General features: G+C 65.1%; 20 protein-coding genes. 3 read left to right on the top strand and 17 right to left on the bottom strand.

The features are described from left to right. Positions 1–219: 219 nt before the first annotated feature. The 3 genes from dcd to AX708_RS06430 all read left to right on the top strand — a co-directional run bounded on the left by dcd (position 220) and on the right by AX708_RS06430 (position 2,557). Positions 220–774 carry a dCTP deaminase gene (gene dcd / locus AX708_RS06440; protein WP_066526763.1) on the top strand — a complete coding sequence of 185 codons (555 nt, stop codon included), beginning with the start codon at positions 220–222 and terminating at the stop codon, positions 772–774. Positions 775–1,039: 265 nt separating this feature from the next. Beyond that, positions 1,040–2,215, top strand: coding sequence for a trans-acting enoyl reductase family protein (locus AX708_RS06435; protein WP_066526761.1), 1,176 nt, complete (start codon positions 1,040–1,042; stop codon positions 2,213–2,215). Between the two features lie 90 nt (positions 2,216–2,305). Continuing rightward, positions 2,306–2,557, top strand: coding sequence for a hypothetical protein (locus AX708_RS06430; protein ID WP_156443295.1), 252 nt, complete (start codon positions 2,306–2,308; stop codon positions 2,555–2,557). A gap of 121 nt (positions 2,558–2,678) precedes the next feature. Here AX708_RS06430 and AX708_RS06425 read toward each other — a convergent pair whose 3' ends face one another. The 17 genes from AX708_RS06425 to AX708_RS20320 form a co-directional block, all read right to left on the bottom strand. Further along, positions 2,679–4,865 (bottom strand): TonB-dependent receptor, encoded by a 2,187-nt coding sequence (locus AX708_RS06425; protein WP_066526754.1) that lies wholly within the window; start codon positions 4,863–4,865, stop codon positions 2,679–2,681. A gap of 180 nt (positions 4,866–5,045) precedes the next feature. Continuing rightward, the gene (locus AX708_RS06420; RefSeq protein WP_066526751.1) at positions 5,046–7,871 is read right to left on the bottom strand and encodes a TonB-dependent receptor; all 2,826 of its coding nucleotides are present in this window, start codon (positions 7,869–7,871) and stop codon (positions 5,046–5,048) included. A 291-nt stretch (positions 7,872–8,162) separates the two neighbouring features. Continuing rightward, the gene (locus AX708_RS06415) at positions 8,163–9,386 is read right to left on the bottom strand and encodes a threonine synthase (protein WP_066526749.1); all 1,224 of its coding nucleotides are present in this window, start codon (positions 9,384–9,386) and stop codon (positions 8,163–8,165) included. A gap of 149 nt (positions 9,387–9,535) precedes the next feature. After that, positions 9,536–10,426: a NotI family restriction endonuclease gene (locus tag AX708_RS06410; RefSeq protein ID WP_197425927.1), complete on the bottom strand. Its 891-nt coding sequence runs from the start codon at positions 10,424–10,426 to the stop codon at positions 9,536–9,538. After that, positions 10,416–11,579, bottom strand: a complete 1,164-nt coding sequence (locus AX708_RS06405; protein ID WP_066526743.1) for a DNA cytosine methyltransferase — start codon at positions 11,577–11,579, stop codon at positions 10,416–10,418. Before AX708_RS06405 ends, AX708_RS06410 begins: the two co-directional genes overlap by 11 nt. Beyond that, positions 11,576–11,770 (bottom strand): CopG family transcriptional regulator, encoded by a 195-nt coding sequence (locus tag AX708_RS19790; protein ID WP_066526740.1) that lies wholly within the window; start codon positions 11,768–11,770, stop codon positions 11,576–11,578. The genes AX708_RS06405 and AX708_RS19790 overlap by 4 nt, the downstream gene beginning before the upstream one ends. Before the next feature lie 153 nt (positions 11,771–11,923). Continuing rightward, on the bottom strand, positions 11,924–12,127 hold the full coding sequence (locus tag AX708_RS06400; protein ID WP_066526739.1) for a hypothetical protein: 204 nt from the start codon (positions 12,125–12,127) through the stop codon (positions 11,924–11,926). A gap of 37 nt (positions 12,128–12,164) precedes the next feature. Further along, the gene (locus AX708_RS06395; RefSeq protein ID WP_066526734.1) at positions 12,165–12,500 is read right to left on the bottom strand and encodes a hypothetical protein; all 336 of its coding nucleotides are present in this window, start codon (positions 12,498–12,500) and stop codon (positions 12,165–12,167) included. A gap of 12 nt (positions 12,501–12,512) precedes the next feature. After that, entirely contained in the window at positions 12,513–12,989 is a 477-nt protein-coding gene (locus AX708_RS06390; RefSeq protein WP_066526731.1) for a M15 family metallopeptidase, read from the bottom strand. Positions 12,990–13,032: 43 nt separating this feature from the next. Continuing rightward, on the bottom strand, positions 13,033–13,284 hold the full coding sequence (locus AX708_RS06385; RefSeq protein ID WP_156454537.1) for a hypothetical protein: 252 nt from the start codon (positions 13,282–13,284) through the stop codon (positions 13,033–13,035). Between the two features lie 131 nt (positions 13,285–13,415). Further along, a complete protein-coding gene (locus AX708_RS06380) occupies positions 13,416–14,051 on the bottom strand; it encodes a DUF2793 domain-containing protein (protein WP_066526727.1) in 636 nt (211 codons plus the stop codon). Further along, positions 14,048–16,300, bottom strand: a complete 2,253-nt coding sequence (locus AX708_RS06375; protein WP_066526724.1) for a phage tail protein — start codon at positions 16,298–16,300, stop codon at positions 14,048–14,050. The genes AX708_RS06380 and AX708_RS06375 overlap by 4 nt, the downstream gene beginning before the upstream one ends. Continuing rightward, entirely contained in the window at positions 16,300–16,725 is a 426-nt protein-coding gene (locus AX708_RS06370; protein WP_066526721.1) for a C40 family peptidase, read from the bottom strand. Before AX708_RS06370 ends, AX708_RS06375 begins: the two co-directional genes overlap by 1 nt. Continuing rightward, positions 16,722–19,610, bottom strand: coding sequence for a DUF2163 domain-containing protein (locus AX708_RS06365; RefSeq protein WP_066526717.1), 2,889 nt, complete (start codon positions 19,608–19,610; stop codon positions 16,722–16,724). The genes AX708_RS06370 and AX708_RS06365 overlap by 4 nt, the downstream gene beginning before the upstream one ends. Then, a complete protein-coding gene (locus tag AX708_RS20790; RefSeq protein ID WP_066526712.1) occupies positions 19,607–20,233 on the bottom strand; it encodes a DUF2460 domain-containing protein in 627 nt (208 codons plus the stop codon). Before AX708_RS20790 ends, AX708_RS06365 begins: the two co-directional genes overlap by 4 nt. Before the next feature lie 2 nt (positions 20,234–20,235). Next, entirely contained in the window at positions 20,236–22,527 is a 2,292-nt protein-coding gene (locus AX708_RS06355) for a phage tail length tape measure family protein (protein WP_066526710.1), read from the bottom strand. Then, positions 22,524–22,682, bottom strand: a complete 159-nt coding sequence (locus tag AX708_RS20320) for a hypothetical protein (protein ID WP_156443293.1) — start codon at positions 22,680–22,682, stop codon at positions 22,524–22,526. The genes AX708_RS06355 and AX708_RS20320 overlap by 4 nt, the downstream gene beginning before the upstream one ends. Positions 22,683–22,791: the final 109 nt, after the last annotated feature.

The raw sequence follows: 22,791 nt of genomic DNA, 5'->3' as shown, positions 1-22,791 counted from the left end.
GGTTCGGGCACCGTCGACTTTCCGACGCCTATCGGCGTCCGAAACTCTAAACGGTAGCTGAATTTCCGCTTTCGGCCCAAATCGCTGCAAAGCGGACGGGTTTCTTCCATCAATTGTCATCCCGGCGGAAGCTGGGCCCCGGCCTGCGCTGGGGTGACGACAGGGGATAGGTCTCGCATCACCCTTGCCCCCGCGCCCGCCATCGGGAATCCCTCTCGCATGGCGATTCTCTCCGACAAATGGATCCGCACTCAGGCGCTCGAGCATGGCATGATCGAGCCTTTCGTCGAGGCGCAGCGGCGTGACGGGGTGATCTCCTATGGGCTCTCGTCCTACGGCTACGATGCGCGGGTCGCGCCCGAGTTCAAGATCTTCACCAATGTCGATTCCTCGGTGGTCGATCCCAAGCAGTTCGATCCCAAGAGCTTCGTCGACCGCGAGACCGATGTCTGCATCATCCCGCCCAATTCCTTCGCGCTCGCCCGCACGGTCGAGTATTTCCGCGTGCCGGAAGACGTGCTGGTGATCTGCCTCGGCAAGAGCACCTATGCGCGCTGCGGGATCATCGTGAACGTCACCCCGCTGGAGCCGGGCTGGGAGGGGCACGTGACGCTCGAATTCAGCAACACCACGCCGCTGCCCGCGAAGATCTACGCCAACGAGGGCGCGTGCCAGTTCCTGTTCCTGCAAGGCAACGAGCGCTGCGAGACCAGTTACAAGGACCGCGCGGGCAAATACATGGGCCAGCGCGGGGTGACGCTGCCGCGGCTTTAGGTCACGCTTTCCTACAGGCGGGCAGGCGGGTTAGCCTCGGGTGTTTTCGCGTTCGAAAGTCCCCCGATACCGTGACAATGGCCCCGCTTCCCTGTCCGTCCGCTTTGGCGAAAGACGCGCAAGTCTCTGATATTGTGACACAATAATCCATTGCGCAAAGCGGACACGGTGTCCGCTTTGTCCGCATGCCGGCAGGATGCAGCACGGATTCGGTCTGGCGGAGCGCGGCCCCGCATGGCAACACGCGAGGCAAAGGAGAGCATGCATGAGCACCCGCGAATTCGACATCATCGTCTATGGCGCCACCGGCTACACTGGGCGGTTGGTGGCGGAGTATCTCGCCAGCCACTACGGCGCGCGTGACGATGGCCCGAAGTGGGCGATGGCCGGGCGCAGCCTCGAAAAGCTGGAGGAGGTGCGCGACCTCATCGGCGCGCCTGCCTTCACCCCGCTGGTGGTCGCCAATGCCGATGACGATGCCGACCTCGAAGCCATGTGTGCGCGGACGAAGGTCGTCCTCACCACGGTCGGCCCCTACCAGCTCTATGGTGACAAGCTGGTCGCCGCCTGCGTGAAGACCGGTACCGACTATGCCGACCTTTGCGGCGAGCCTGCATGGATGGCGGCCAAGATCGCCGAGCATCAGGCCGCCGCCGAAGCTTCCGGCGCGCGCATCTGCTTTTCGAGCGGGTTCGATTCGATCCCCTTCGATCTCGGCGTGATGATGACCCAGAAGGCCTGCGTCGAGCGCTTCGGCAAGCCCGCTCCGCGCATCCGCGGCCGGGTGCGGGCGATGCAGGGCACCTTCTCGGGCGGCACGGCGGCGAGCCTCGGGGCGACCATGAAGGCGGCGGCCAAGGACGTCTCGGTGATCGGCGTGCTGCGCAATCCCTTCGCGCTCACCCCCGGCTTCGAGGGGCCCGATCAGCCCTCGGGCATGATTCCCTCTTATGAGGACGACCTCGGCAAGTGGTCCGCGCCCTTCGTGATGGCGCCGATCAACACCAAGAACGTCCACCGCACCAACTTCCTGCTCGGCCACCCCTACGGCACCGACTTCAAGTATGACGAGATGATGCTGACCAGCCCCGGCGAAGCGGGCAAGGCGGCGGCCAATGCGGCGCTCGAATTCATGAAGAACCCCTTCGGCGCCAAGCCCCCCAAGCCGGGCGAGGGGCCGACCAAGGAAGAGCGCGAGAACGGCTTCTACGATGTCGTGTTCGTCGCCGACATGCCGGGCGGCGAGCGGCTGCAATACGGGGTCAAGGGCCGCTACGATCCGGGTTATGGCTCGACCAGCCGGATGCTGAGCGAGACGGGGATCGCGCTGCTTTCGTGCGACAAGCCGGGCGGGATCGGCACGCCGGGCGCGTTCCTCGGCGAGGATCTGGTCAAGCGGCTCGAAGAGCACGCCGAACTGACCTTCGCGGTGGAAGAGTAGGAATGCCTAGGCCCGCATCCTCCGGGAACGGGGGGCGGGCCTTGCGGGTTGGGGCAAGCGGAGGGGTGTCGCCGAGGAGAGGCGCTGCCCGTGACAACACCCATGTCGCTTGCCCAGATGCAGATCGTGATCGCCCTCGCGAGCGCGGTCTCGCTGCTGTCCGCCGCCTGGCTGGTGCTCCACGCGCGCGATGTGGCGCTGCTGCTGCGCCCGGTCCTGCCGCTGGTGCCGGGCGAGGGGCGCAGGCTGGCGAGCTTTCGGGCGGTGAGCGCGGCGATCACGCTGTTCGGCTTCGCGCTTGCTGCCGAGGTGCTGGTGGTGGTGCGCGCGGCGGGCCTGTGAACGGCGGGCCTATGAACGGCGGGCCTATGAACGGCGGGGACGTGAGGCGCAGGAAAAAGGGCAGCCAGCCTCGCGCGGCCGACTGCCCTCTTGCGACCCTCGCGGGGGCCCGAGCTGCGCCTTAGAAGCTCAGGCGCACGCTGGCGCGGAAATTTCGCCCGATCAGCGGCACGAAGTCTTTCGTGAAGCTGGCATGGCGGCGGCCATTGACGTCGAAGATGTTGTCGGCGGCCAGCAGGACAGTGACGTTGCGGTTGTCCTTGAGCGGGCGCCACGCGGCCGAGGCATTGACCAGCGTGAAGCTGTCGGTCGGCGTTTCGAAGGTCGTCACGCGGTCCTGGCCATCGAACCACTGCACCTCGCCGCGCAGGTCGACGGGTCCGGTCTGCGCTTCGAGCGCGCCGAGCAGCGAGAGCGGCGGGATGCGCGGGACCGCGGTGCCATCGTCAAGCTCGGCCTCGACATAGGAAGCGGAAAGGTCGGTCAGCAGGCGGAAGCCGCCGGTGTCGATGACGGGGTAGGAGAGCTCGGCCTCGAAGCCCCAGAAGTCGGCATCGCCCTGGAGGTACTGGAACACGGGGAGGTCGTCCTCCTCGGCGCCGGTTTCCTCGAGGAAGATGTAGTTGTCGAACCACTGGCGGTAGGCGGTCAGCCCGAAGGTGCCCTTGCCGATCTGCCCGCGGGCAAAAGCTTCGAGGCCCCATGCGCGTTCGGTGGCAAGATCGGGATCGCCGATCTCGAAGGCTTGCGTTGCGATGTGCGGGCCGTCGGAGAACAGCTCCTCGGCGCTGGGCGCGCGTTCGGCGCGCGAGCCGTTGATGCCGAGGCGCACGCCCTCGATCCCCTCGTAGACGAGCCCGAGCGCGCCCGAGAAGGTATCGAAGTCACGCTCGATCCCGAGGGTCTGGGCCTCGACCTTGGTGAACTCGCCGCGCGCGGCGGCCTCGATCTGGAACGGGCCGGTGCCCCATTCCTGCAGGGTGAAGAGCGCGACCTGGTCGGTGAGGTTGGGCGGGATATAGGCCTCGGCACCGACGGCGAAGAAATCGCGGTGGGTGTATTGCAGGCCGCTCGAGCCGCGCAGCGCGCCGCCGGTGTTCTGCACCAGCTCGGCGCGCGCTTCGACGCTGGTCGAATCGAACACCGTGCCAACCTCGTCACCCTCGAACTCGGTGTGGGTGTAGTCGGAATAGCCGACCCGCAGCTTCAGCCGCTCGAAGGCGCCTTCGCCGAGGTAGACGTCGCCCTTGAAGTCGGCGCGGAACTGCTGGAGGCCGATGGTGACTCGCTCCTCGCCTTCCTCTTCTTCCCCCGCGCCGCCTTCCTCGCCGTGGTGGTGGCCCGCGCCGGGGCGGGTGGGGACGCCGTAGCTGGTGTCGTACCACCCGATCGAGGCGCCGAAGGTGCTCTCGCCGAGGACCAGACCGAGCCCGGCATTGACCGTCCAGCTTTCCATCGCGGTGTTGGGCACGGTGCCGCGCACGCCCGCGGCTTCGCGCAGTTCGGCGGCTTCCTCGAGCTCGCCTTCGGCCTCTTCCTCGGCGGCCTCGGCGAGGAGATCGGCGCGCAAGGGCTGGGCGACCTGGAAGCCGCCGATGTCGATATCGCCGGTCTTGCGCCACGACCCGTCGACGTGGGCGACGAGGTTGGAGCCGATCCCGACATCGAGGCTCGCCGCGCCGGTGCGCAGGTTGCTGGCGCTGTCGACTCCGGCGAAGGCGTCGACATGGAGATCATGGTCGGGCATCCGTACAGGGATGCGCTTGTCGATCACGTTGACCGCCCCGCCAATCGCCTGGCTGCCGTAGAGCAGCACCGCGGGGCCGCGCAGCACCTCGATCCGCTCGATGGTGATCGGCTCGATCGTGGTGGCGTGGTCGACCGAGGTGTTCGAAACGTCGGCGGTGCCCACGCCGTCGACCAGCACGCGCACGCGCTCGCCCTGCTGGCCGCGCAGCACCGGGCGCGAGGAGCCGGGCGCGAAGCTGGTCGCCGAAACGCCGGGCAGCTTGGCGAGGAGGTCGCCGATCTGGCCGGTCTGGGCATCGCGCTGGACGTCGCCGATGTCGAGCACGCTGGTGCCTGCAAGCAGGTCGAGCTGCTCGAGACCCGCGGCGCTGACGATGATTTCGCCGGTGGTATCGACCTGGCGGTTGTGGACGTCGTCCTCGGGCCCCGTGTCGGCGGCCGGGGGAGCGTCTGCGGCTGCGGTGTCGTCGGCCAGCGCGGGGCTCGCGGCTGCGGCAAGGCCGAACGCTGCGACGAGCGCGAGGCGGGAGGGGGCAAGGGAGAGCTTGCTGGCGGTCATTGCGAGATCCAGTATATTTATGTGATAACGTATCAATCACCTAGCGCCACGCGTCCTTCGATTGCAAGTGCAAAGTCGGGGAGCGGTGCGCGGGGATCGACGAAAGGCGCGCACACCAAAAGAAAATGGCCCGGTCGCAGGTGCGACCGGGCCATTCCCCGTTGTGGCGTGATCGGACGATCAGAACGTGATGCGCACACCGCCGGTGTAGCGACGGCCGAAGCGTTCCCACTCGATCGTCAGATTGTCGGTGAACTCGGTCGGCGTGCCGGTCGCGGTGAGCAGGTTGCCCGGCTCCGAGAAGCGGCGGCCCGGCTGGTTGGTGAGGTTCGAGGCGTCGAAATAGACTTCGAAGTTGTTGGTGATGGCGTAGCGCACCGACAGGTCGAGTTCCTCGTCCGCCGCCCAGTAGGTGTCGCCCGCGTCGGTCAGGTCGTTGGCGATGCCGTCGAGCCAGTCGCTGCGCTTCTGGTACTGGAGGCGGGCCGAGAAGCCGTACTTCTCGTAATAGGCGCCGATGTTGTAGACCACGTCCGAGGTGCCGGGCAGGCGTACGGTGCGCTGGGGCACGATCACCGTGCCGGTGCTGCTGAGGAAGGCCGGCTTGGTGGCCTCGCTGTCGTTGAGCGTCAGGTTGGCGGTGATGCCGAAGCCGCCCATGAACTCGGGCAGGCCGAGATCGTCGACCCACGGATCGAGCTGCAGCTGGGCTGCCATTTCGATCCCGACGATGCGGCCTTTACCCGCGTTGGCGATGCCGCTGAAGACATAGTCCGAGCGGTCGACGCCGCCGAAGTTCAGCGCATCCGAACCGAAGGTGCGGCGGTCGGTGTAGAGCACGTCGCGCACGTTGCGGTAGAAGACGCCGATCGACATGAAGCCCTGCGGCGCGATGTACCATTCGAGATAGCCGTCGAGGCCCCACGAACGTTCCGGCTTCACCGCAGGGTTGCCGCCCGAAATGGTGAGGTTGGCATCGTTGATCTGCACGTTGGGACGCAGCAGGTCGTAGTCGGCGCGCGCCGCACCGGTGGTGAAGCCGATGCGCGCCTTGCCGTTCTCCGACACGTTGTAGTTCAGGTGCAGGCTGGGGAAGAAGAGCGTGCTGGACGCTTCGGCGGTCAGCGAGGTGGCGGTGCCGGGGATGTTGGCGATCCCGCGGTTCTCGACCCGCTCGACGCGCACGCCGCCCAGAATGCTGCCCCAGTCGTACTTGAGCGTGCCCATCACGAAGCCGGCGAGGATCGTCTCGCGGACGTTGTAGTCCTCGTCGGTCAGGCGGGTGAAGGCGAAGTTCGCCCGGGCCGCGTCGGACGCAGCGGTCATCGCCGCAGCGTCGTAGTAACGGAACGTATAGCCGAGCGGGATTTCGCCGGCGAACGGCCCGTTGAGCGAGAAGGCGTTGTAATCGGTCGTGATCCCGACGGTGGTAAACTGCGCAGCCGTGTTCAGCAGGATCTGGTTGTTGACCGATTCCTTGGTACGCTGGTCGTACTGGAAGCCGACCTTGAAGGTCGCATCCGCGCCGAGGAACCCGGTTTCATAGGCGAGGATCGCGCGGCCGGTATAGGCGTCGGTGTCGTCGACCAGATCGCTCGTGCGAAACTCGGCGAGCGGCTTGGCAAAGCTGTCGATCGCGGTCACCGGAGCGCCCGCCGCGAAGCGGGTCGGGCCGGAGAGCTGGAGCGTGCGGAACAGCTGCACGCGGGCGAGCTGCGGGTTGGAGAAGTCATAGGCCACGGTCGGGCGGTCGGTGCGGGTCCCGGGGCTGTTCCAGCGCGCTTCGCCGGTGACCGAGCGGTCATCGCGCGAGCGGGTGTAGTTGCCGAGCCACTCGAAGCGCAGGCCGCTGTCGCCGAAGGTGTGCTTGCCTTCGATGGTGTTGGTGAAGATCGACTGTTCGAAGGCGCGCAGGGTCGAGCGCTGGTTGATGTCGATCCCGTAGACCGTGCCGACGAGCGGGGTGTTGCCGAGGCAGATATCGGCATAGGCGCTGTTGGTGGGCGCGGTGGTCGGGGTGATGGTGCAGTTGCCGCTCACCGCGCGCGCGTCGCTCTGGCGGTCGTCGAAGTCGAAGATGTAGTTGTCGCGGGCTTCGTCGTCGGTGAAGATGGTATAGACCGAACGCAGCGAGATCTGGTTGTCGTCATTCGGACGCCAGTCGACGCGGCCCGAGACCGACCAGTTCTTGCGGGTCAGGCGGTAGAGCTTGTTCTCGGTCTCGCGCGCCCAGAAGCGCAGGCCGTTGCCCTGGCTGGTGTCCTGCGAGACGCGCTCCCAGTCGATCTCGAAGTTGTCGGTGATCATGTTGCGTTCGTAGTAGCTGCCCGAAAGCACCACGCCGATTTCGCCGAGGCCGCCGACGTCCCAGCGATCCGATACGACGAGGTTCGCTTCGTATTCGCGGCGGTCGCCGAGTTCGAGATGGCCGCCGCCGCCCTTGCCGAACACGCGCAGGCCGTCATAGTCGAAGGCCGAACGGGTGATGATGTTGACGTTACCGGCAACGGTCTCGCCCGGCATGTCGGGGGTGATCGCCTTGGAGACGATGATCTGCGAGGCGATCGCCGAGGGGATCGAATCGAAGCGCGCGTCGCGACCTTCGGGGCTGACGACGTTGATCCCGTCGAAGCTCAGCGTGGTCCAGTAGTTGGGCGCGCCGCGCACCGAGATGTAGCGGGCCTGGCCCTGGTCGCGCTCGACCGCGAGGCCGGGCAGTCGGCCGGTGGCCTGGGCGATGTTCTGGTCGGGCAGGCGGCCGACGCCGTCCGCCGAGAGGACCGAGACGAGGTTGTCCGAAAGGCGCTGGGTGCGCAGCGCGGCGGCTTCCGATTCGGCGATCGGGCGCGTGCCGTCGACGACGATCTCCTCGCCTTCCACGGTGGCCGGCTCTTCGGCGGTCTGCGCCTGTGCCTGCGCAAAGGCCGCCTGCGGGATCGCAGCGACGGCGGCGAGCATGAGAGCCTTGCGAGAGAGGCGCAGGCCCAGCGTATCGGATTTCAGCATATTAGCCCCCTTATGGCTTGGACGGTTGGCCCGCGCGCTATGGGGGGTCGGTGACAGTTTGCTGACAGCCGTGAAGCGGCGCTTATGTCACTGAAATGCAACAATTATGAGGGCGCCCTGACGGTGCGGCCAAGAATTTGAAAAATAGTGATTTATTGAAAAATGCAACCGAAATGCGACTAACCTGCTGCTTAACGCAGGTAAATATTTCGGCCCCGGTGTTGCCTTTATGCTGCACTTGCACGCACGCGGCAGATCGCAGCCGCGCCGACAGGTTGGCCGGGGGCGCAGCTAGATCGCCGACCAGTCGATAGGCTGATGCCGGTCGAGCGTACGGGAATGGTCTGCCAGCGGGTATTTGAGGCCCGTTGCGCAATTGAACAGCAAGGCTTCCTCGTCAGGCTGCACGAGGCCGAGCGCCAGCGCCTTTTCATAGGCGGCGAGCGTCGCCCCGCCCTCGGGACACAGCAGGGTGCCGTCATCGCGCGCGACCGAATCCACCGCCGCTTCGATGGCCGCATCGCTCACCGCGATGGCAAAGCCCCCGCTCTCGCGCACGGCGTCGAGAATCAGGAAGTCGCCGACGGCCTGGGGCACGCGGATACCGCAGGCCACCGTCGCGGGGTCGTCCCAGCGCACCGCGTGCCGCTCGCCCGAATCGAAGGCGCGCACGATCGGTGCGCAGCCTTCGGCCTGCACCGCGATCATCCGCGGGCGCTCCGGGCCGATGAGCCCGATCGCCTCGAGCTCGGCGAAGGCCTTCCACATGCCGATCAGCCCGGTGCCGCCGCCGGTGGGATAGAAAATCACGTCAGGCACCCGCCAGCCCATCTGTTCGACCAGTTCGAGGCCCATCGTCTTCTTGCCCTCGATCCGGTAGGGCTCCTTGAGGGTGGAGAGGTCGAACCACCCCTGCGTCTCGCGCCCGGCCGCGACCAGTTTGCCACAGTCGTCGATCTGGCCATTCACGCGGTAGACCCGCGCGCCGAGGGCCGCGATTTCGCGGATGTTGATCTCGGGCGTTTCCTCGGGCGCGAAGATCACGGTCTCGATCCCTGCCGCCGCCGCATAGGCCGCCGCCGCCGCACCGGCGTTGCCGTTGGTCGGCATGGCGATGCGGGTGATGCCGAATTCCTTCGCCATCGACAGCGCCATGGCAAGCCCGCGCGCCTTGAACGATCCGGTGGGGAGCCGCCCTTCGTCCTTGACCCACAGCCGCTCCACCCCGAGCCGCGTCGCGGTGCGCGCCAGCGGCAGGATCGGCGTAGCGACTTCGCCGAGCTCGATCCGGTTGTCGTAGTCGGCGAGCGGCAGCAGCTCGCGCCATTTCCACAAGGTGGCGGGCCGGCTGGCGAGAATATCGCGGGTCAGGACCTCGCGCACCGCCGCCAGATCATAGCGCACCAGCAGCGGACGTCCTGCCGCCGAAAGCTGGTGGACCTGCCCGGCGGGATAGTGCTCGCCGGTCAGCCCGCATTCGAGATGGGTCACGAAGTTGTGCGCAGTGTAGGTCACGGGGGGGCCTCGCGTGGGTTGCCGGCCCCGACCCTAGAGGCCGCCGTGCGGTTCCGCCAGAAGGCTGCAACCCGAAGGTCCTGCAATGTCCGGAAAACTGGAGCGGGCGAAGGGAATTGTTCGCTACCATACTTCCTGAAGGCGGCGGTCTAGCTGGGGTTTTCCCCTGTCTCGCCTTGGGCGATCAGATCGGCAAGGTTCACCGCGCGGACCAGCGAACGCTTGATCTGGGCGGTGAAGGCGTCCTTCGCCGGGGCGTCTTGATACAGGATCGCATTTTGAAGGCTGGAATGGCTTGTGCCCTCGACCGTCACCAGCGCCGGGCGGAATTCGCCAGGGCGCGCGGGATCGTCTTCCAGCCGATAGGTCATAAAGACGATATTGACCTGGGCGTTCTTCACGTCGGGCGACCGAATGAAGTCCGCGCGCGCGACGATATACCGATAGACCTGTTCCGGGATCACCGCGACGATCTTGGACTTCCAATGATGGTGGAAGTAACCCTTCCGGATCAGTTGCGTGATGTAGCGCTTATACACGTTGTCCCAGTTCAGCCCATACGTCGGGCGCTTGGGAAGGTCCGCGCCCGCGCGGATCGCCTGATAGGCCGGGAAGATCGACCCGGTTATGTCGATTGCCTGGAGCTCGACGGACAGGAAGCGGTCCACTTCGCCGTCGGGCTGGACGTCGGCAATCACAAAATCGACGTTCCCGAACCCGGCCATTTTGACTTCCGGCGCGACCATTGGGTTCTTCGGCGCGTCGCCAGGCCAGCAATGGGCGACGACTTCCGTCAGAAAATCGACCGCATAGAAGCGCTTGGGACAGACTGGGATCAGGTCTTCCGCCGGGTCCGCTTCGCCGTCTGATCGGCGCCAGAGAGTGCAGACGGGATAGGGTTCGTCGCGAAGCTGGGTGCTTCGTTTGGGGCACCGGGTCTTGATGTAGGGGCAAAGGAAGTCGGTCGCGGACGGATCAGCCCCCTTCCGCGCCCTTTGCCCCAGAATTTCGCCGACTATCGTTTCCGGATCAAACGGCAACCGCAACCCCCTCACGTCCATGAACAGCGCGCCCCGGCGCGATTGTCATGGTATCGGAGAGGATTAGCGTTTCTGCAACCCTTCGACCGAGCAACGGCGGAACCGCGTTGCCGACCTGGACATATTGTTCGGTTCGACTGCCCTGAAATTCGAAGAAGTCCGGGAAGGATTGAAGGCGCGCGGCTTCGCGCACGGTGAAGGATCGGTCCTGGACGGGGTGAATGTATGCGCCCCAGTGAATGTCACACTTCGTCAGGACGGTGCATGACAGGTCCGTCTTGCGCGGGCGACCATAGCGCTTCGTGTGATCGCTACGCTTCGCCTTCAGCATTCCGGACGGAAGCAAGTCGCGGGGAATGTCCCGCCACGATCCGCCCGGCGGAATGTGCTTCATGCGTTCTTCATTGATCCGCGCCAGCCGCCCCGGTTCGTGATTGAACAGGGTCCGGCAATCGCCGCGAAGGATCGCCTGATAGCCGTTCTTCGCGCTGGAAGCATATTCGCGCGGGATCACCGCGTCCCCGTTGCGAAGGACTGGAAGGTCCGAAATGGCGTCCCAGACGGTGACGAAGGGTTCAAGGCCCGGCCCGTGCGTCGGTTCAGGGAACAGGATCGGGGCGCCCGTCCGCGTGGCAATGAAGAACACCCGGCGGCGCTCTTGCGGCACGCCGTATTCTTCAGCCTTCAGGACGCGCATTTCCACCCGATAGCCCAGCGCTTCGATTTCTTCGAAAATCTGGCGGACGATAGCGCCCCCGGCAATGGACGTGATCCCGGTCACGTTTTCCATGACAAGCCAGCGGGGCATGATCCCTTCGACGATCCGCAGATACTCGCGGAACAGGCCCGCGCGCGGGTCTTGCGCGCCGCGATGGTGATTATAGACGGAATACCCTTGGCAGGGCGGACCGCCGACGATCACGTCCAGTTCGCCCTTGGCGATCCCAGCCGCTTCCAGAAGCTGTTCCGGGGTGACGTGCTGGATCGGCCCGCCGATGAACGTGGCTTCCTTGTGCGTGGCGGCAAAGGTCCGCCCGGCAACGTCGTCGAAGTCCTGTCCGGCAAGGACATGGAACCCGGCTTGCCGGAAGCCTTCCGACAGCCCGCCAGCGCCGCAAAAAAGGTCGATTGCCGTGAGTGCGCGCCTGTTCATCGCTTTCCCCTTCCTCCCGAAATAATGGAGAGCGGCTTGTCCTGATCCTGGGTTCGGGTGCGATCCAACAGATCGCAGATCGCACGGCGTCCCAGCCATGCCTTCGAAACCCTCTCCCGATCAGCCAGTTCCGCAAGCTGGGCGGCTTCGTCGTCGGACAAGTTCACCGTCACCCGGTTCTTCGACGCCATATTGTCCCCCGCAATGCTGCAAGGTGCAGCACCGTGAAGCACCCTAGGCAATGGCCGGGAAGTAAACAAGGGCTTTGTCTCCGTTTCGCCGCATTCTGTTCTGTGAGAACATAACAGGAACAAACGGCATAAGGCAAGGGAGAATGGCGGCTGTCAGAACAGCCCCAGGAACTTCGGACGGGACCGCCGGACCGCCGCGCGGTCGCGGGCTTCGCAGCGTTCGACAATGCCCATGGCGTCGCCGGTCCGGCTGTTCGCCTTTTCGAGCTGTCCCGTCTGGGCGATCCCGAAATTGATCCAGCCCTTCAGCCGGTCCAGATCATTGTCCGCCGGGGCAGGCGCGGCGGCGTTCGGCACGCCTTGCCGCCATTCGGCGGGGACCAGCGCCGAACAGTCAGTCGTCGGGGCAAATACCGAAGTTGAGACACAAGCCGTCACGGCCGGCACGATCAGCGCCAGCGCCGTCAGTCGCGCGATTGACGTCATTCTGGGTTCCTTCCACTTTCTTGTCGGTTGCTTCGTCCCGGCGCTGGGCGTCGCCGACGGTGTTCACCGCGTCCTTGCCGCTTTCCAGCGCCGCCCCGGCCTGTTCCGTGCCCAGCTTGGCCTTCGTCGCCAGATCGCCGACGAACAGGCCGCGCACGAAGAAGAACGCCCAGATCGCCAGCGCCAGCACGATCAGCGCCGCGATTGCCTTGCCCAGCTTGGACAGCCCCGTGATCCATTGCATCGCGCCGCGCTCCTATCGGGCAAGTTCGAAGTGCGGACCGTCAATGAAGGCGGTCTTGCCCATGGCGCGGCGGCGGGAAACATAGGCATTCACGGCCTGTTCGATCCCAGCCGCGTCGCCGGGAAGGTCCGCCAGCGCGCGGTCCCAGACGCCGCCCCAGCGAAGCCGGACGCCCAGTTCGTCCGCCGCGCGCTTCACCGCGACGGTGATCTGGAAGATCGGCTTCCACTCCCAGCGGGGCTTGCCATTGATCCACGGGACCAGATCGACCGCATGGCCGAACCCGTCCGCCTGTTTGCGGTGCATGGAATTCATGGTCCGCGAAGCCCCGCGCGCGACAATCTCGCGCTGTTCGGCTTCCGTGCGCAGCCCGTCGAAGACGGTGAAGTCCTGGGACGTGTAGGTGATCGCACGTTCCACGACGGCGACAAGGCGCGGGTGAACGCCAGCAAGCTCGCGGCGCGAAGCCGCGCCGAGCGAATAGGACATGGTGGTTTCTCCAGGGAAAGGCCCGACGTGCCGGGCGCGGCGATCAGTTGCCGGGTTCGTCTGGACCCGGCGCCGGTTTTTCAGCCCGTTCGATCTGGGCGAAGAAGCGGTCCATGTAGAACTGGACCAGTCGATCCGCGCCGACGGTTCCCAGCGCTGTCAGCAATGCAGCCGCTTCGCCGGTCGCGCCGAATTGATGCGCGACCGAATAGGCGATCAGCGCGACCATGGGCAGCAACAGCAAATCGGCAAGGATCAGGATCGGGCGGACCTTGACCCCGCGCTTGATCAGCAAGGCATACTTTGCCGCGAAGCCGAACGTCAGCCCGATCCATATCCATGTGTATTTCGCGGCAATGGGTTCAATCCATGAAAGCATTCTGATTGCCCCCGCCCAAGTGCTTGATCTGTTTCTGTTCATTGCGCCTAAGCCGCAAAGTAGGAAATGCCGGAAAGGGAACTGAAGACCGCGTTCGATCCCGTCACGATCACCGCGCCGTTCGGGTCCACGTCCACCCGGTAGGCACCGCCGCCGGACCAGCAAGCGAACATGAGGCGATCCGCCGGGCGATAGCCCGGAAGTAGGGTGAAGACGGTCCCGTCTGTCCCGGCTTGCATAAGCCCTTCAAGCGTGACCCGCCCGTCGGGCGTCTTCGAGTAGCGCGGGCTTCCATAGCCGCCGCCATAGCCGATCCAGCCAAGCCCCAGCGTGGGCGTCTGGATCGCTGGCTTGTCGTCGCCCCAGTTCGTGCCGTCGAACGTGATCCGCCGCCCCAGCGCCGCGTCCCAGACGGACCAGCCGTCGGCGGGCGTGAAGAACTGCCAACCGCCAAACCATGCGGCGATCTGTCCGACCTTGCCCGCCCATGCCCCGGTCGCGCCGGCCGCGACGATCCACGCCTGTCCGTCCGTCGGCGATCCCGGCGGCGCGGACGTGGTGCTGTTCACGACGACGGGCTGGATCATGGCGTCCAGCCGGTTCAGTGCTTCATTGTGCGTCACTTCCTTTTGCGCTTGCCCCGTGGCGATGTAGGGAAGGGCCATCTTCGGCGTGTCGGTCAAAGCGTCTTCTCCGTTGGCAAGCCGCGCCCGACGCGGGCGCTGATCTGGTAGACCCGGACCTGGATTGCAGCCTGGGCGCTTCCGAAGTCGGCGATCTGGTCCGCCGCCGGATAGATCGCCGTCGGCGTTGCGCTGGACAGCGTGCGCTTCACCGCGCCGCCGCCGTCCAGAATGTCGATTTCATAGGCTTCCGTCGCTTCGCCCAGCGGCGCGTCAATGCCGTCCGCCCAAGGGTCTTCCAGCCGGGTTCGCCTGATCCACGCCAGCGCCAGATCGCCCGCGCCGTTGCGGGTTCCCCGGACATGCGCCGGGGCATAGGGCTTCGCCCAGCGTCCCGAATGCGTGAAGCTGAACGGCGGCGCGTCGGACACGTTCGTCCCGACGGAAGCCGCCCGGTAGAACCGCGCGATCCCGATTTCACCGGCTTCCAGTTCCGGGCGATAGATGCCGCCGCCGGTCAAGAGCACGAAGCGTTCGCCCGGCGCGTGCCCGGCGATCTGGTCTTCGGTCCCCTTGCGCCCGCGAAGCAAGCCGTCCAGCCGGTATTGCCCCGGCGCGACCAGCGTGGCGTTGCGGAACTGGACGATTTCCCCGCCGATCACGGCGGCGTTCGCGCCGTTCAGAACCTGAAGGCTTGTGACGCTTTCCAGCGTGTCCGCCGGGTTCAGCATGGTGACGGTGACGCTGTTCGCTTCGTCCCAGAATTCCGGGGTTCCCGCGCCCAGCGCGCCGTTCGTCGTGCCGATCACCGCGCCGTCGATCAGATCGGCGAAGCTGTCATAGTTCACGCCGCCGTCGCGCGACCGGAAGAAGACCGCGCCGCGCCAGCCGGGCGAGGCACCGGCCCCGGCGACATAGAAGCCCGACACGTCGTCCGCGTTGCGAAGGATCGGCAAGTCCAGAATGTGCGCCGTCGTCGGACCGGGAAGGTTGACGGCTTGCGTGGGCACAAGCGCCGGGGCAGCGGTCGCCCCCTTCGAAAGCACCGCCGCGCCGTCGGTCTTGCATTCGACCAGCAAGGAACCCGGAAGGCGAAGTTCCCGGCGGGCGACGCGGACGACACGATCCTTCCCGTCGTCGTGCCCGACGACGATCTTGTGTCCCGGTTCGACGTGAAGATAGTCAATCGGAAGCTGATAGGTGAACCCGTCCCGCCCGATCCATTGCATGGACATCATGCGTTCGGCGATTGCCTTGGCGTCGTCCCCGGCAAGCACGATCGGCAGTTCCACGGATATGTCCGCGTCGCTGTTCGTGGCGCTTCGCCGGGCGCGCTGGCTGTTCGGCTGATAGTCGCGCGACGGGTCCAGGTGCTGGACCATGATCTGGCGCGGAAGTTCAATGTCGGCGGTCCGGGTGACTTCATAGTCCGGCGGGCGATCCGTTCCGAATTCGTGCGCGCCCAGGTCTTCGCGGGGCACCTTGGCGACCGGCGTGCTGTCCGACGGGAAGAACTGCAATTCGCCTTCGATCTCCGACGCGTCGAAGAAATAGGCCGCGCGCAAGGGGTCCAGCACGCTTCGAATGGTCGCCGCGCGCGCAATGTTATAGCCGCGAAGGTCCAAATAGTCGGCCCGCGCCGCGTCCAGGAAGGGCACGTTCGCCGCGTCGCATAGTTCTTCGATCACGGTTGCGACCGTCGCCGACGAATGCGCCTCAATTTCGAAGGTGAAGTTCGGAATGCGGTTGCCGAAGTCCCCCAGCTCCAGCCGGTCGAAGAAGACATTGGCAAGCCCCCGGTGCGCCGGGCAATTGCCCGCGCCCAGCGCGGCTTCCATTGTCGGGTCCGGCATTTGGGTTTCCGTGCCGGTGTAGATGCGAAGCGCGCTCGCCTGTTTCTGGACGCCATTTTCGTCGCGGAACAGCTTCCCGTCCGCCCAGATGCGCTTCACCCCCGCAATCGGTCCCCGGCAAAGGGCAATGGCGCAATCGACGTGATAGGCATAGGACGTCGTTTCGGTCTTCGCGCCGCCGCCCTTGCCGCCCTGCTTCTTCGTCGTCTTCGTTTCGACCAGGCCGGTGGACCAGATCACATTGCCAGCGATCCGGTTTTCCGGTCCGAAGATGCGCGGGATCGGGTTCCCATAGGACGACGCCTGAACCGTCAGATCGCCCAGCCGTGGACCTTCAGACTTGAACGTCGGCGCGAACAGCGCCTGGTCGATCATCGACCCCAGCGCCGCGCCGATTGATCCGCCCAGCGGACCGCCGATCAGCGTGCCGACGGCGGAAAGAACAAGAGTTGCCACTATTCGACCCCCGGCAATTCGAAGACGGCGACGATCCGGTCCGCCCAGTGCTGATCAATCCGGTGTTCGACGACACGCCGGGCAGGGGCGTAGGAATGCAGCATTCCCCGTTCGCCGCCGATTGCCGTCTGGAACGCCAGGTGCTGGGGAGCGTTGTCGATCATGATCAGCAAGACGTCGCCCGCCGCCGCGTCCTGAAGCGCGACCGGCGTCATGTGTTCGCGGCAAAGTTGTTCCAGTTCCCGGCTGTCCGGGCGGTGCCCATAGCCGCGAACGTCCACGTCGCCGACGCCCAGTTCGCGGGCGACTTCCACGATCACGCCCGCGCAATCGACCCCCGCCCCTTTGACCCGCCCTTGATGGTGGAACGGGGTTCCCAGCCAGCCGCGCGCGGCGGCGACGATCTGGTCCCGCGATACCGTCACGCTTTCGGGTCCGGATAGCGAAGCATGGCGTCATTGCCGGGGACGTGCGGTTCCCCCCGGAAGTTCAGCACATTGTTGAACTTCGCCTTGCAGGTCGCGAAAGACTTGTCGCAACCGGCGTGGATCGTGAAAGTGTCGCCGACGGCAATGTCCAGCCCCATGGGTTCCCATAGCTCGATGCGCCCGCCCGCGAAGGATCGGACTTCGGTCTTGCGCCCGGCATTGTTGCCGCCGGTCCACCAGATTTCCCCATAGTCAAACCAGCCCGGCGGCTGTCCCAGCGACGACGCGAAGAAGACCCGATTGTCAGACGCGACGCCCAGCGCCCCGTCGGTCAATGCCGTGACGGTCGCGGCGACCGCGAAGGCCGCACGGTTCGCGCCGCACTTGCCGGAAAACAGATCGACCCGGCATTCCGCCGAATAGCTGTCAATCACGGGTTGCTGAATGCGTTGCCCCAGCCCGCGAAGTTCGGCGCGGAAGGCGATCCCCGCCTGGCTGATTGTGCCGATCCAGCCGCGCCGGACGATTGTCCGGGGAAGCGACAGATCGCCCCAGTCCACCAGGAACAGTTCGACTTCGGCGTGATCATAGACCCCCGCCAACAGGTCCGCCGCCTGAATGTCGTCGCTGTCCAGCGCCCCCAGCAATTCGACGTCGGCGACGGACATGTCCGTGTCGGACGCCAGTTGCGAGGCGCTGAAGCTGTTCGCCGGGCGATAGGTGATCCCGTCCACGATCAGCGGCTTGTCAAACGACGTGAAGGCTTGCGTCACCCCGTCGGTCCGCTCGATCCGCCAGCACTGGGCAAGGCGGGTGACGGCGGGATAGACCTTCCACGACTGTTCGTCGAACAGCCAGCCGTCGCGCATGACTTGTTCGCGCGACCAGACATAGACGTCCTTCGGCGCTTCGCGAAAGGCCCGCCAGATCGCCTTGTCCGTGTTGAACCAGATCCATGTCGTGGACGGCAACAGGTTGAAGCCCGCGAAATAATCAATCTGGTCCTTCGGATATTGAAGGACCGTCGTCGCCAGCTTCCAAGTCAGGTCCGTGAAGGCATAGTCCCCTTCGACAACCTTGTCATAGTCTTCGATCTGAAGGACGTCGAAGGCGGGGAATTTCCAAGCGGCTTCCGGGAAGTTCAGGGTTCGCAGCATAGGCGCGTCGCCGCGAAGAATTTGCGGGGTGAAGACCAGCAAATAGCTTTGCGGCGTGCCCGTCGTGTCGCCGAAATAGGCGGCTGTCTCGATCACGCCCGCCTGAAGATTGTCCCAGCCGTCCGCCCCGCCCCGGAAGTGGCGGTCGATTTCCGGCGCGCGGTCCGGGGCAAATACGCCCTTCAGCGCGGAAAGAAGGTATTGGGTGGCGACGCCAAGCTGATCCCGGCACCATTCCAGATAGGGCAGTTGCGCCGGGGCTGGCTGTCCGAAGACCGAAGTCAGGCGCGGCGTCGGGACCGCTTGTCCGGTCGCCGCCACATAGGCGGCTTCCGTCGTCGCGTCATAGATATGCGGCGCGTTCGATCCATAGCTTCCGTCCCACCACCACGGTTCGCCGATCTGGAAATGTTTCGCGGCACCAGCCGGAAGAAGTTCCAGCGCCTCTAGAAAGACGTCGCGAAGATAGACCAGCCCGTCCGTGTTCGTCGGGGCGATCAGGGACGACGGCGGTTCCCAGCCGGTTTGCGCTTCATTGCCCAGCGCGTCGCGCTGTTTCCATGGCGTCGGCATGAACTGGGCAAGGATTTCGAACGACACGGAAATGATGATCGTGAAGCCCTTCGCGTGAAGGCGGGCGAAGAATTCTTCCAGCCATTGCACCGTCGGCGCGTTCAGCTTGGGCTTCGCCGGATCGACGACATAGCGCGCTTCGCCCGCGTTCCACGAAAGCGAATGGAACTTGCTGATCCCCATATAGAGGACATACGGCCCCCGATACCCCAGCGCGTGAACCTGTTCGACCAGCCGTTCCGGGCTGAAGGGGTAGGCGTTGTCGAACCCGTCCGTCATGCGAAGCGCGTGCGCCGGTTGCGGCGTCGTCAACATGGGAAGCGTGCTGTTCGGCCCGGTGACGCTGATATTCGAAATGTCCACTTGGGCAGGGCTTTCGCCGATCTGTTCGTCCGTCGCCGTCTGGACGAAGGCTTCCGCCCCGGCGGCGATGCTGAAGCCGCCCGTCGTGCTGATCGGCGGGGTGATCGAAACTGTCTGGACCGCGCCGGCCGTCGTGGACGTCACCGTGTAGGCGGGCACGTCGAAGCTGGAACCCAGAATGAAGACCTTCGCCCCCGGCGTGATCGGTCCGCCGTCGCCGACGTTCAGCGTGATCGACGACGCACCCGGCGCCGCCGGGGCGGCAAGCGAACAGTTCCCCCGCCCAGCCGCCAGCGGCTGAAGCGAAATGAACATGCGCTTCACGTCCCCCCAGGGGACGTTCGTGTCCGCGAAGAAGCCGGAAAGCGTTGTTTCGTCGAAGACGATCCGGACATGGCAATTGTCCGGCGTGCCGGACGTCTTGTAATTCCAGATGCGAATGAAGTGCGTGCCGCTGCTGAATGTCTCGACAGTCAGCGTCACGGACTGAAGCCGGTCCATGGGGCGAATGCCCGACGACGCCCAGTCAAATTCCAGCACGCACCCGCGATAGTCCTTCCGTCGCGGATAGGCATAGGCACCATGATCGTCGCGGTCTTCGACTTCCCAGATCAGCCCCATAAGGTCGCGGTTAGTGCGGAACAGCGCCTTCATGCGCAGCGAATTCGGACCCGTCGTGACGACGGTCGCCATCATGGCAATCGGAAAATCGACGGTCCAATAGGCCGGTTCGAACCGGCGGATCGTGCCGGTCGCGCCAGGCTTGGGATAGCGAACGAAGCGGCTCATTCCCGGATTTCCAGGATTGGCAGTTCGGGAAGTTCGACCGCGCCCCGGAACAGATGGACAGGTTCCAGCCGGTCAATGTCGAAGCGCGCGGGCACGTCGAATTCGAAGCCCGCCGACACGGCGATCCCCGGCGCGGGCGGCGTCGTGAAGGTGATCAGGCCCGTGTCGTGATTGACGATCCAGCCGCCCGGCTGATTGATCCCGCCCAGCCCGATCTTCACCGTCCCGACGACGGGGCGGGTGATCTTCCGGACATAGGTGACAGGCCCGGAAACATAGGATTTCTGAAGCTGGAAGAACTGGTTTGCGCCGTCGCCGACGCCCAAAACCTGATCGTCGTGCAAGGGGTTGGCGCTGATCGGGCACGACTTGAAGTCGGACCAGTCTTGGAAACGGAAGGCGCGGGCACGACCGGCACGCCCATAGAAGAAATTCAGGATCACTTCATAGTCCGCTTCCGTGCGGACGCCCGTCGCGACGTTGAAGCGCAGCCGTGCGCCGGACCAGTTCTGATTGCGCTTTTCGAACCCGCCAGCCGTTTCCGTGACGTCGGTCGAAAACTCCGGACCGGCGACGCTGTTCAGCGAGATAGCGCCGGGGAAGGCAATGTTGTCGAAGTCCACGATCAAACCCCGCGCTTGCCAGCCGCCGAAATGCGCAGCAAATGCGCGCCAGCCTGGGCGGCGGAACGGCGCACTTCCTGCGGGTTCGTGACGGGTCCGTAGAAGTTGAAGCTCATGGACGGCGGCAAGCCGTCGTTCGCGCCGCGCCGCCCCAGCTCGTTCATGTTCGGGACGATCCGTCCGGACGTGCTGGGGACGAACAGTTCCGGGCGCTTTTCGCCGACGATATAGGGCTTGTTCGCCAGCACGGGTCCGCCACTGGCGCGTCCAAAGATCGACGAAAAGACCGACGTGAAGACGCTTCCCAGATCGCCGCTTCCAGCGCCCCCGGCCCCGCCCAGAACCTTCGTGAGCAAGTCGAACAGGGCGTCCGACGCCGCGTTCAGGATGTTTTCCATTGCCCGGTTGCCCGCGCCTTCGAACCAGCTCTGGAAGAAGCCCTTCAGATCGCCGTCCAGCGCCGCTTTGATCCCGTCGCTGAAAGACCGTCGGAAGGCTTCGCGCATGTCGGACGCGGGATCATTGCCCGGAAGTAGAACGCCGCTTTCGTCTTGGCCTGGGTTGTCATTGGCGGGCGGTTGGAAGTCAGGCACGGACAAGGGCGGCATGGTGAAGTCCAGCCCTGCGAAGGAACCGGCAACCGCGTCGATCCCCGACATAAGCGGGGTGACGAATTCCGGCATGAAGCGGCGTGCTTCGCGCTGAATGCCGTCGAACAGATCGGGGACATAGCTGTTTCCCACCACTACGTCCCAAAGCCATTTGAACTTGTCGCCTAGCGACTGAATGACTTCCTTGGCCTTGTCCCAGACCGCCGTCAGGCGGCGACCGATCCATTCCTGAACCCCGGCGACCAGCGCGCGGATCGCTGCGACCGCTTCAGGAGCAAGGCTGTTCAGGACGGCGATCCAGCCGTTCACGACATTCGAAACCAGTTCCTTGACCGCATTCCATGCCCCGGCGAAGTCGCCGCGAAGCAAGGCACCGATCACCCGGAACACGTCTCCGATGATCCGGAAGCTGTTTTCGACCGCCGTCACAAGCGCCGACAGGATGCGAAGAAGGACTTCCCCCAGAACCGACGTATAGGCCGCACCGAAGTCGCCCAGAACGTCGATCACCACGCGGATCGCTTCGCCGAACGGACCGTTCCAAAGGTCCGTCAGTGTCGTCTTCACGGTGTTGAAAAGGGACTGAAGTTTCGGTCCCAGCACTTCCTGGAACTTCGTCTTCAGGGCTTCCAGAACCGGACCGATCTTGTCGCCGAAGGCATACCATGCGGCGGCAACAGCAACGCCAGCCGCGACGAACGGCGCGGCGGCAAGGGCGGCGGCGCCAAGCGCGGCCCCGACGCCGCCGGCCGCTGCAATCGCGGGGGCGAAGGCGATTGTCAGCGAACCGGCGGCGGACACAAGGCTTCCGACGATCATCAGAACGGGACCGGCGGCCGCCGCGACAGCGGCGAAGCCGACAACGAAGCCTTGTGTGGCGGGGGACAGATTGTTGAAGCTGTCAAGGACGCCCGTCAGAATATCCGTGAGGGGCGGAAGAACCTGAACAATGATCGCCCCGACGGTTTCCTGAAACTCGCGCCAGGCGTCAACCGTATCGGACCCCGGCGCGGCGTCGCGTGCCGCCTTGGCAGCGCCGCCGAACTGGCGTTCCAGTTCCGTCAGCATGATCGCTTGCGCGCCAGCCGCGTCGCCGCCTTCGACCAGGCTCTTGATCAAGGCTTTCTGATCGGCGGTGAACTGAATGCCCGCGCGCCCCAGCGCCGCCAGACCCTTGACCGGATCGTTCAGCGCCTTGCCGATCATCAATGTCGCCGACTGCAAATCCGTGCCCATGCGGGCGGACAAGTTCACGACGGCAAGCTGGGCGCGGTCGAACGCTTCCCCGCTGATATTGCCGAACGTCAGCATGTTCGCGGTGACGGACTTCAGAATGTCGTCGTCGTCGAACGTGGACAGGTGCTGAAGGTCTTCAGCCGCTTTCTGAAGCTGTTCACTGGTCTTCCCGGCGACCGGCCCCATGCTGTCCAGTGCGGCGTTGACTTGCGCCAGGGCGGCGGCGCTTTCGTTTGCGGCTTGGACTGCCGACACGCCGAACGCGACCAGCGGCGCGGTGACGGCGACGGACATGGTTTGCCCGATCCCGGTCAGTCGCGAACCGAAGGCTTGCATGGTCGCGCCAGCCGTGTTCAGCTTCTTTTGCGCAGCGCCTAGCCCCTGTTCGAAGGCGGCGGTATCAATGCCGAGCGTGACGCGAAGCGCGCCGATCAGTGATCCACTCATGTCGTCCCCTCTCCGGTTCCCGGATCATGTGCGGTTTGCTGGCTGATCGCCGCCCACGCACGCATTGCCGCCAGAATTTCGTCATTGGACTGCGAAGCGGGGACGCGGGCTTCCGTCCGCCCGAGCACCTTTTCCAGCGTGGGCAGCTTCTTCATTCGGGCGAAGGCTTCGACGTGCCACGCGACAGACAGCGCCTGTTCGTGTTCGATCTTCCGCCGCTGGACGTATCCCGAAAGGATAGCGTCCAGCGTGCGGGGAGTTTGC

The organism is Erythrobacter sp. CCH5-A1, from assembly GCF_001557115.1.
GTDB lineage: Bacteria > Pseudomonadota > Alphaproteobacteria > Sphingomonadales > Sphingomonadaceae > Erythrobacter.
This window is presented reverse-complemented; position numbering and strand designations above follow the sequence as displayed.

Coding starts and splice junctions, on each gene's coding strand:
- AX708_RS06355 (WP_066526710.1), bottom strand. CDS start 22,527: ATGAGTGGATCACTGATCGGCGCGCTTCGCGTCACGCTCGGCATTGAT.
- AX708_RS06395 (WP_066526734.1), bottom strand. CDS start 12,500: ATGCAATGGATCACGGGGCTGTCCAAGCTGGGCAAGGCAATCGCGGCG.
- AX708_RS06420 (WP_066526751.1), bottom strand. CDS start 7,871: ATGCTGAAATCCGATACGCTGGGCCTGCGCCTCTCTCGCAAGGCTCTC.
- AX708_RS06435 (WP_066526761.1), top strand. CDS start 1,040: ATGAGCACCCGCGAATTCGACATCATCGTCTATGGCGCCACCGGCTAC.
- AX708_RS06390 (WP_066526731.1), bottom strand. CDS start 12,989: ATGTCCTATTCGCTCGGCGCGGCTTCGCGCCGCGAGCTTGCTGGCGTT.
- AX708_RS06405 (WP_066526743.1), bottom strand. CDS start 11,579: ATGAACAGGCGCGCACTCACGGCAATCGACCTTTTTTGCGGCGCTGGC.
- AX708_RS19790 (WP_066526740.1), bottom strand. CDS start 11,770: ATGGCGTCGAAGAACCGGGTGACGGTGAACTTGTCCGACGACGAAGCC.
- AX708_RS20320 (WP_156443293.1), bottom strand. CDS start 22,682: ATGAAGAAGCTGCCCACGCTGGAAAAGGTGCTCGGGCGGACGGAAGCC.
- AX708_RS06425 (WP_066526754.1), bottom strand. CDS start 4,865: ATGACCGCCAGCAAGCTCTCCCTTGCCCCCTCCCGCCTCGCGCTCGTC.
- AX708_RS06365 (WP_066526717.1), bottom strand. CDS start 19,610: ATGAGCCGCTTCGTTCGCTATCCCAAGCCTGGCGCGACCGGCACGATC.
- dcd (WP_066526763.1), top strand. CDS start 220: ATGGCGATTCTCTCCGACAAATGGATCCGCACTCAGGCGCTCGAGCAT.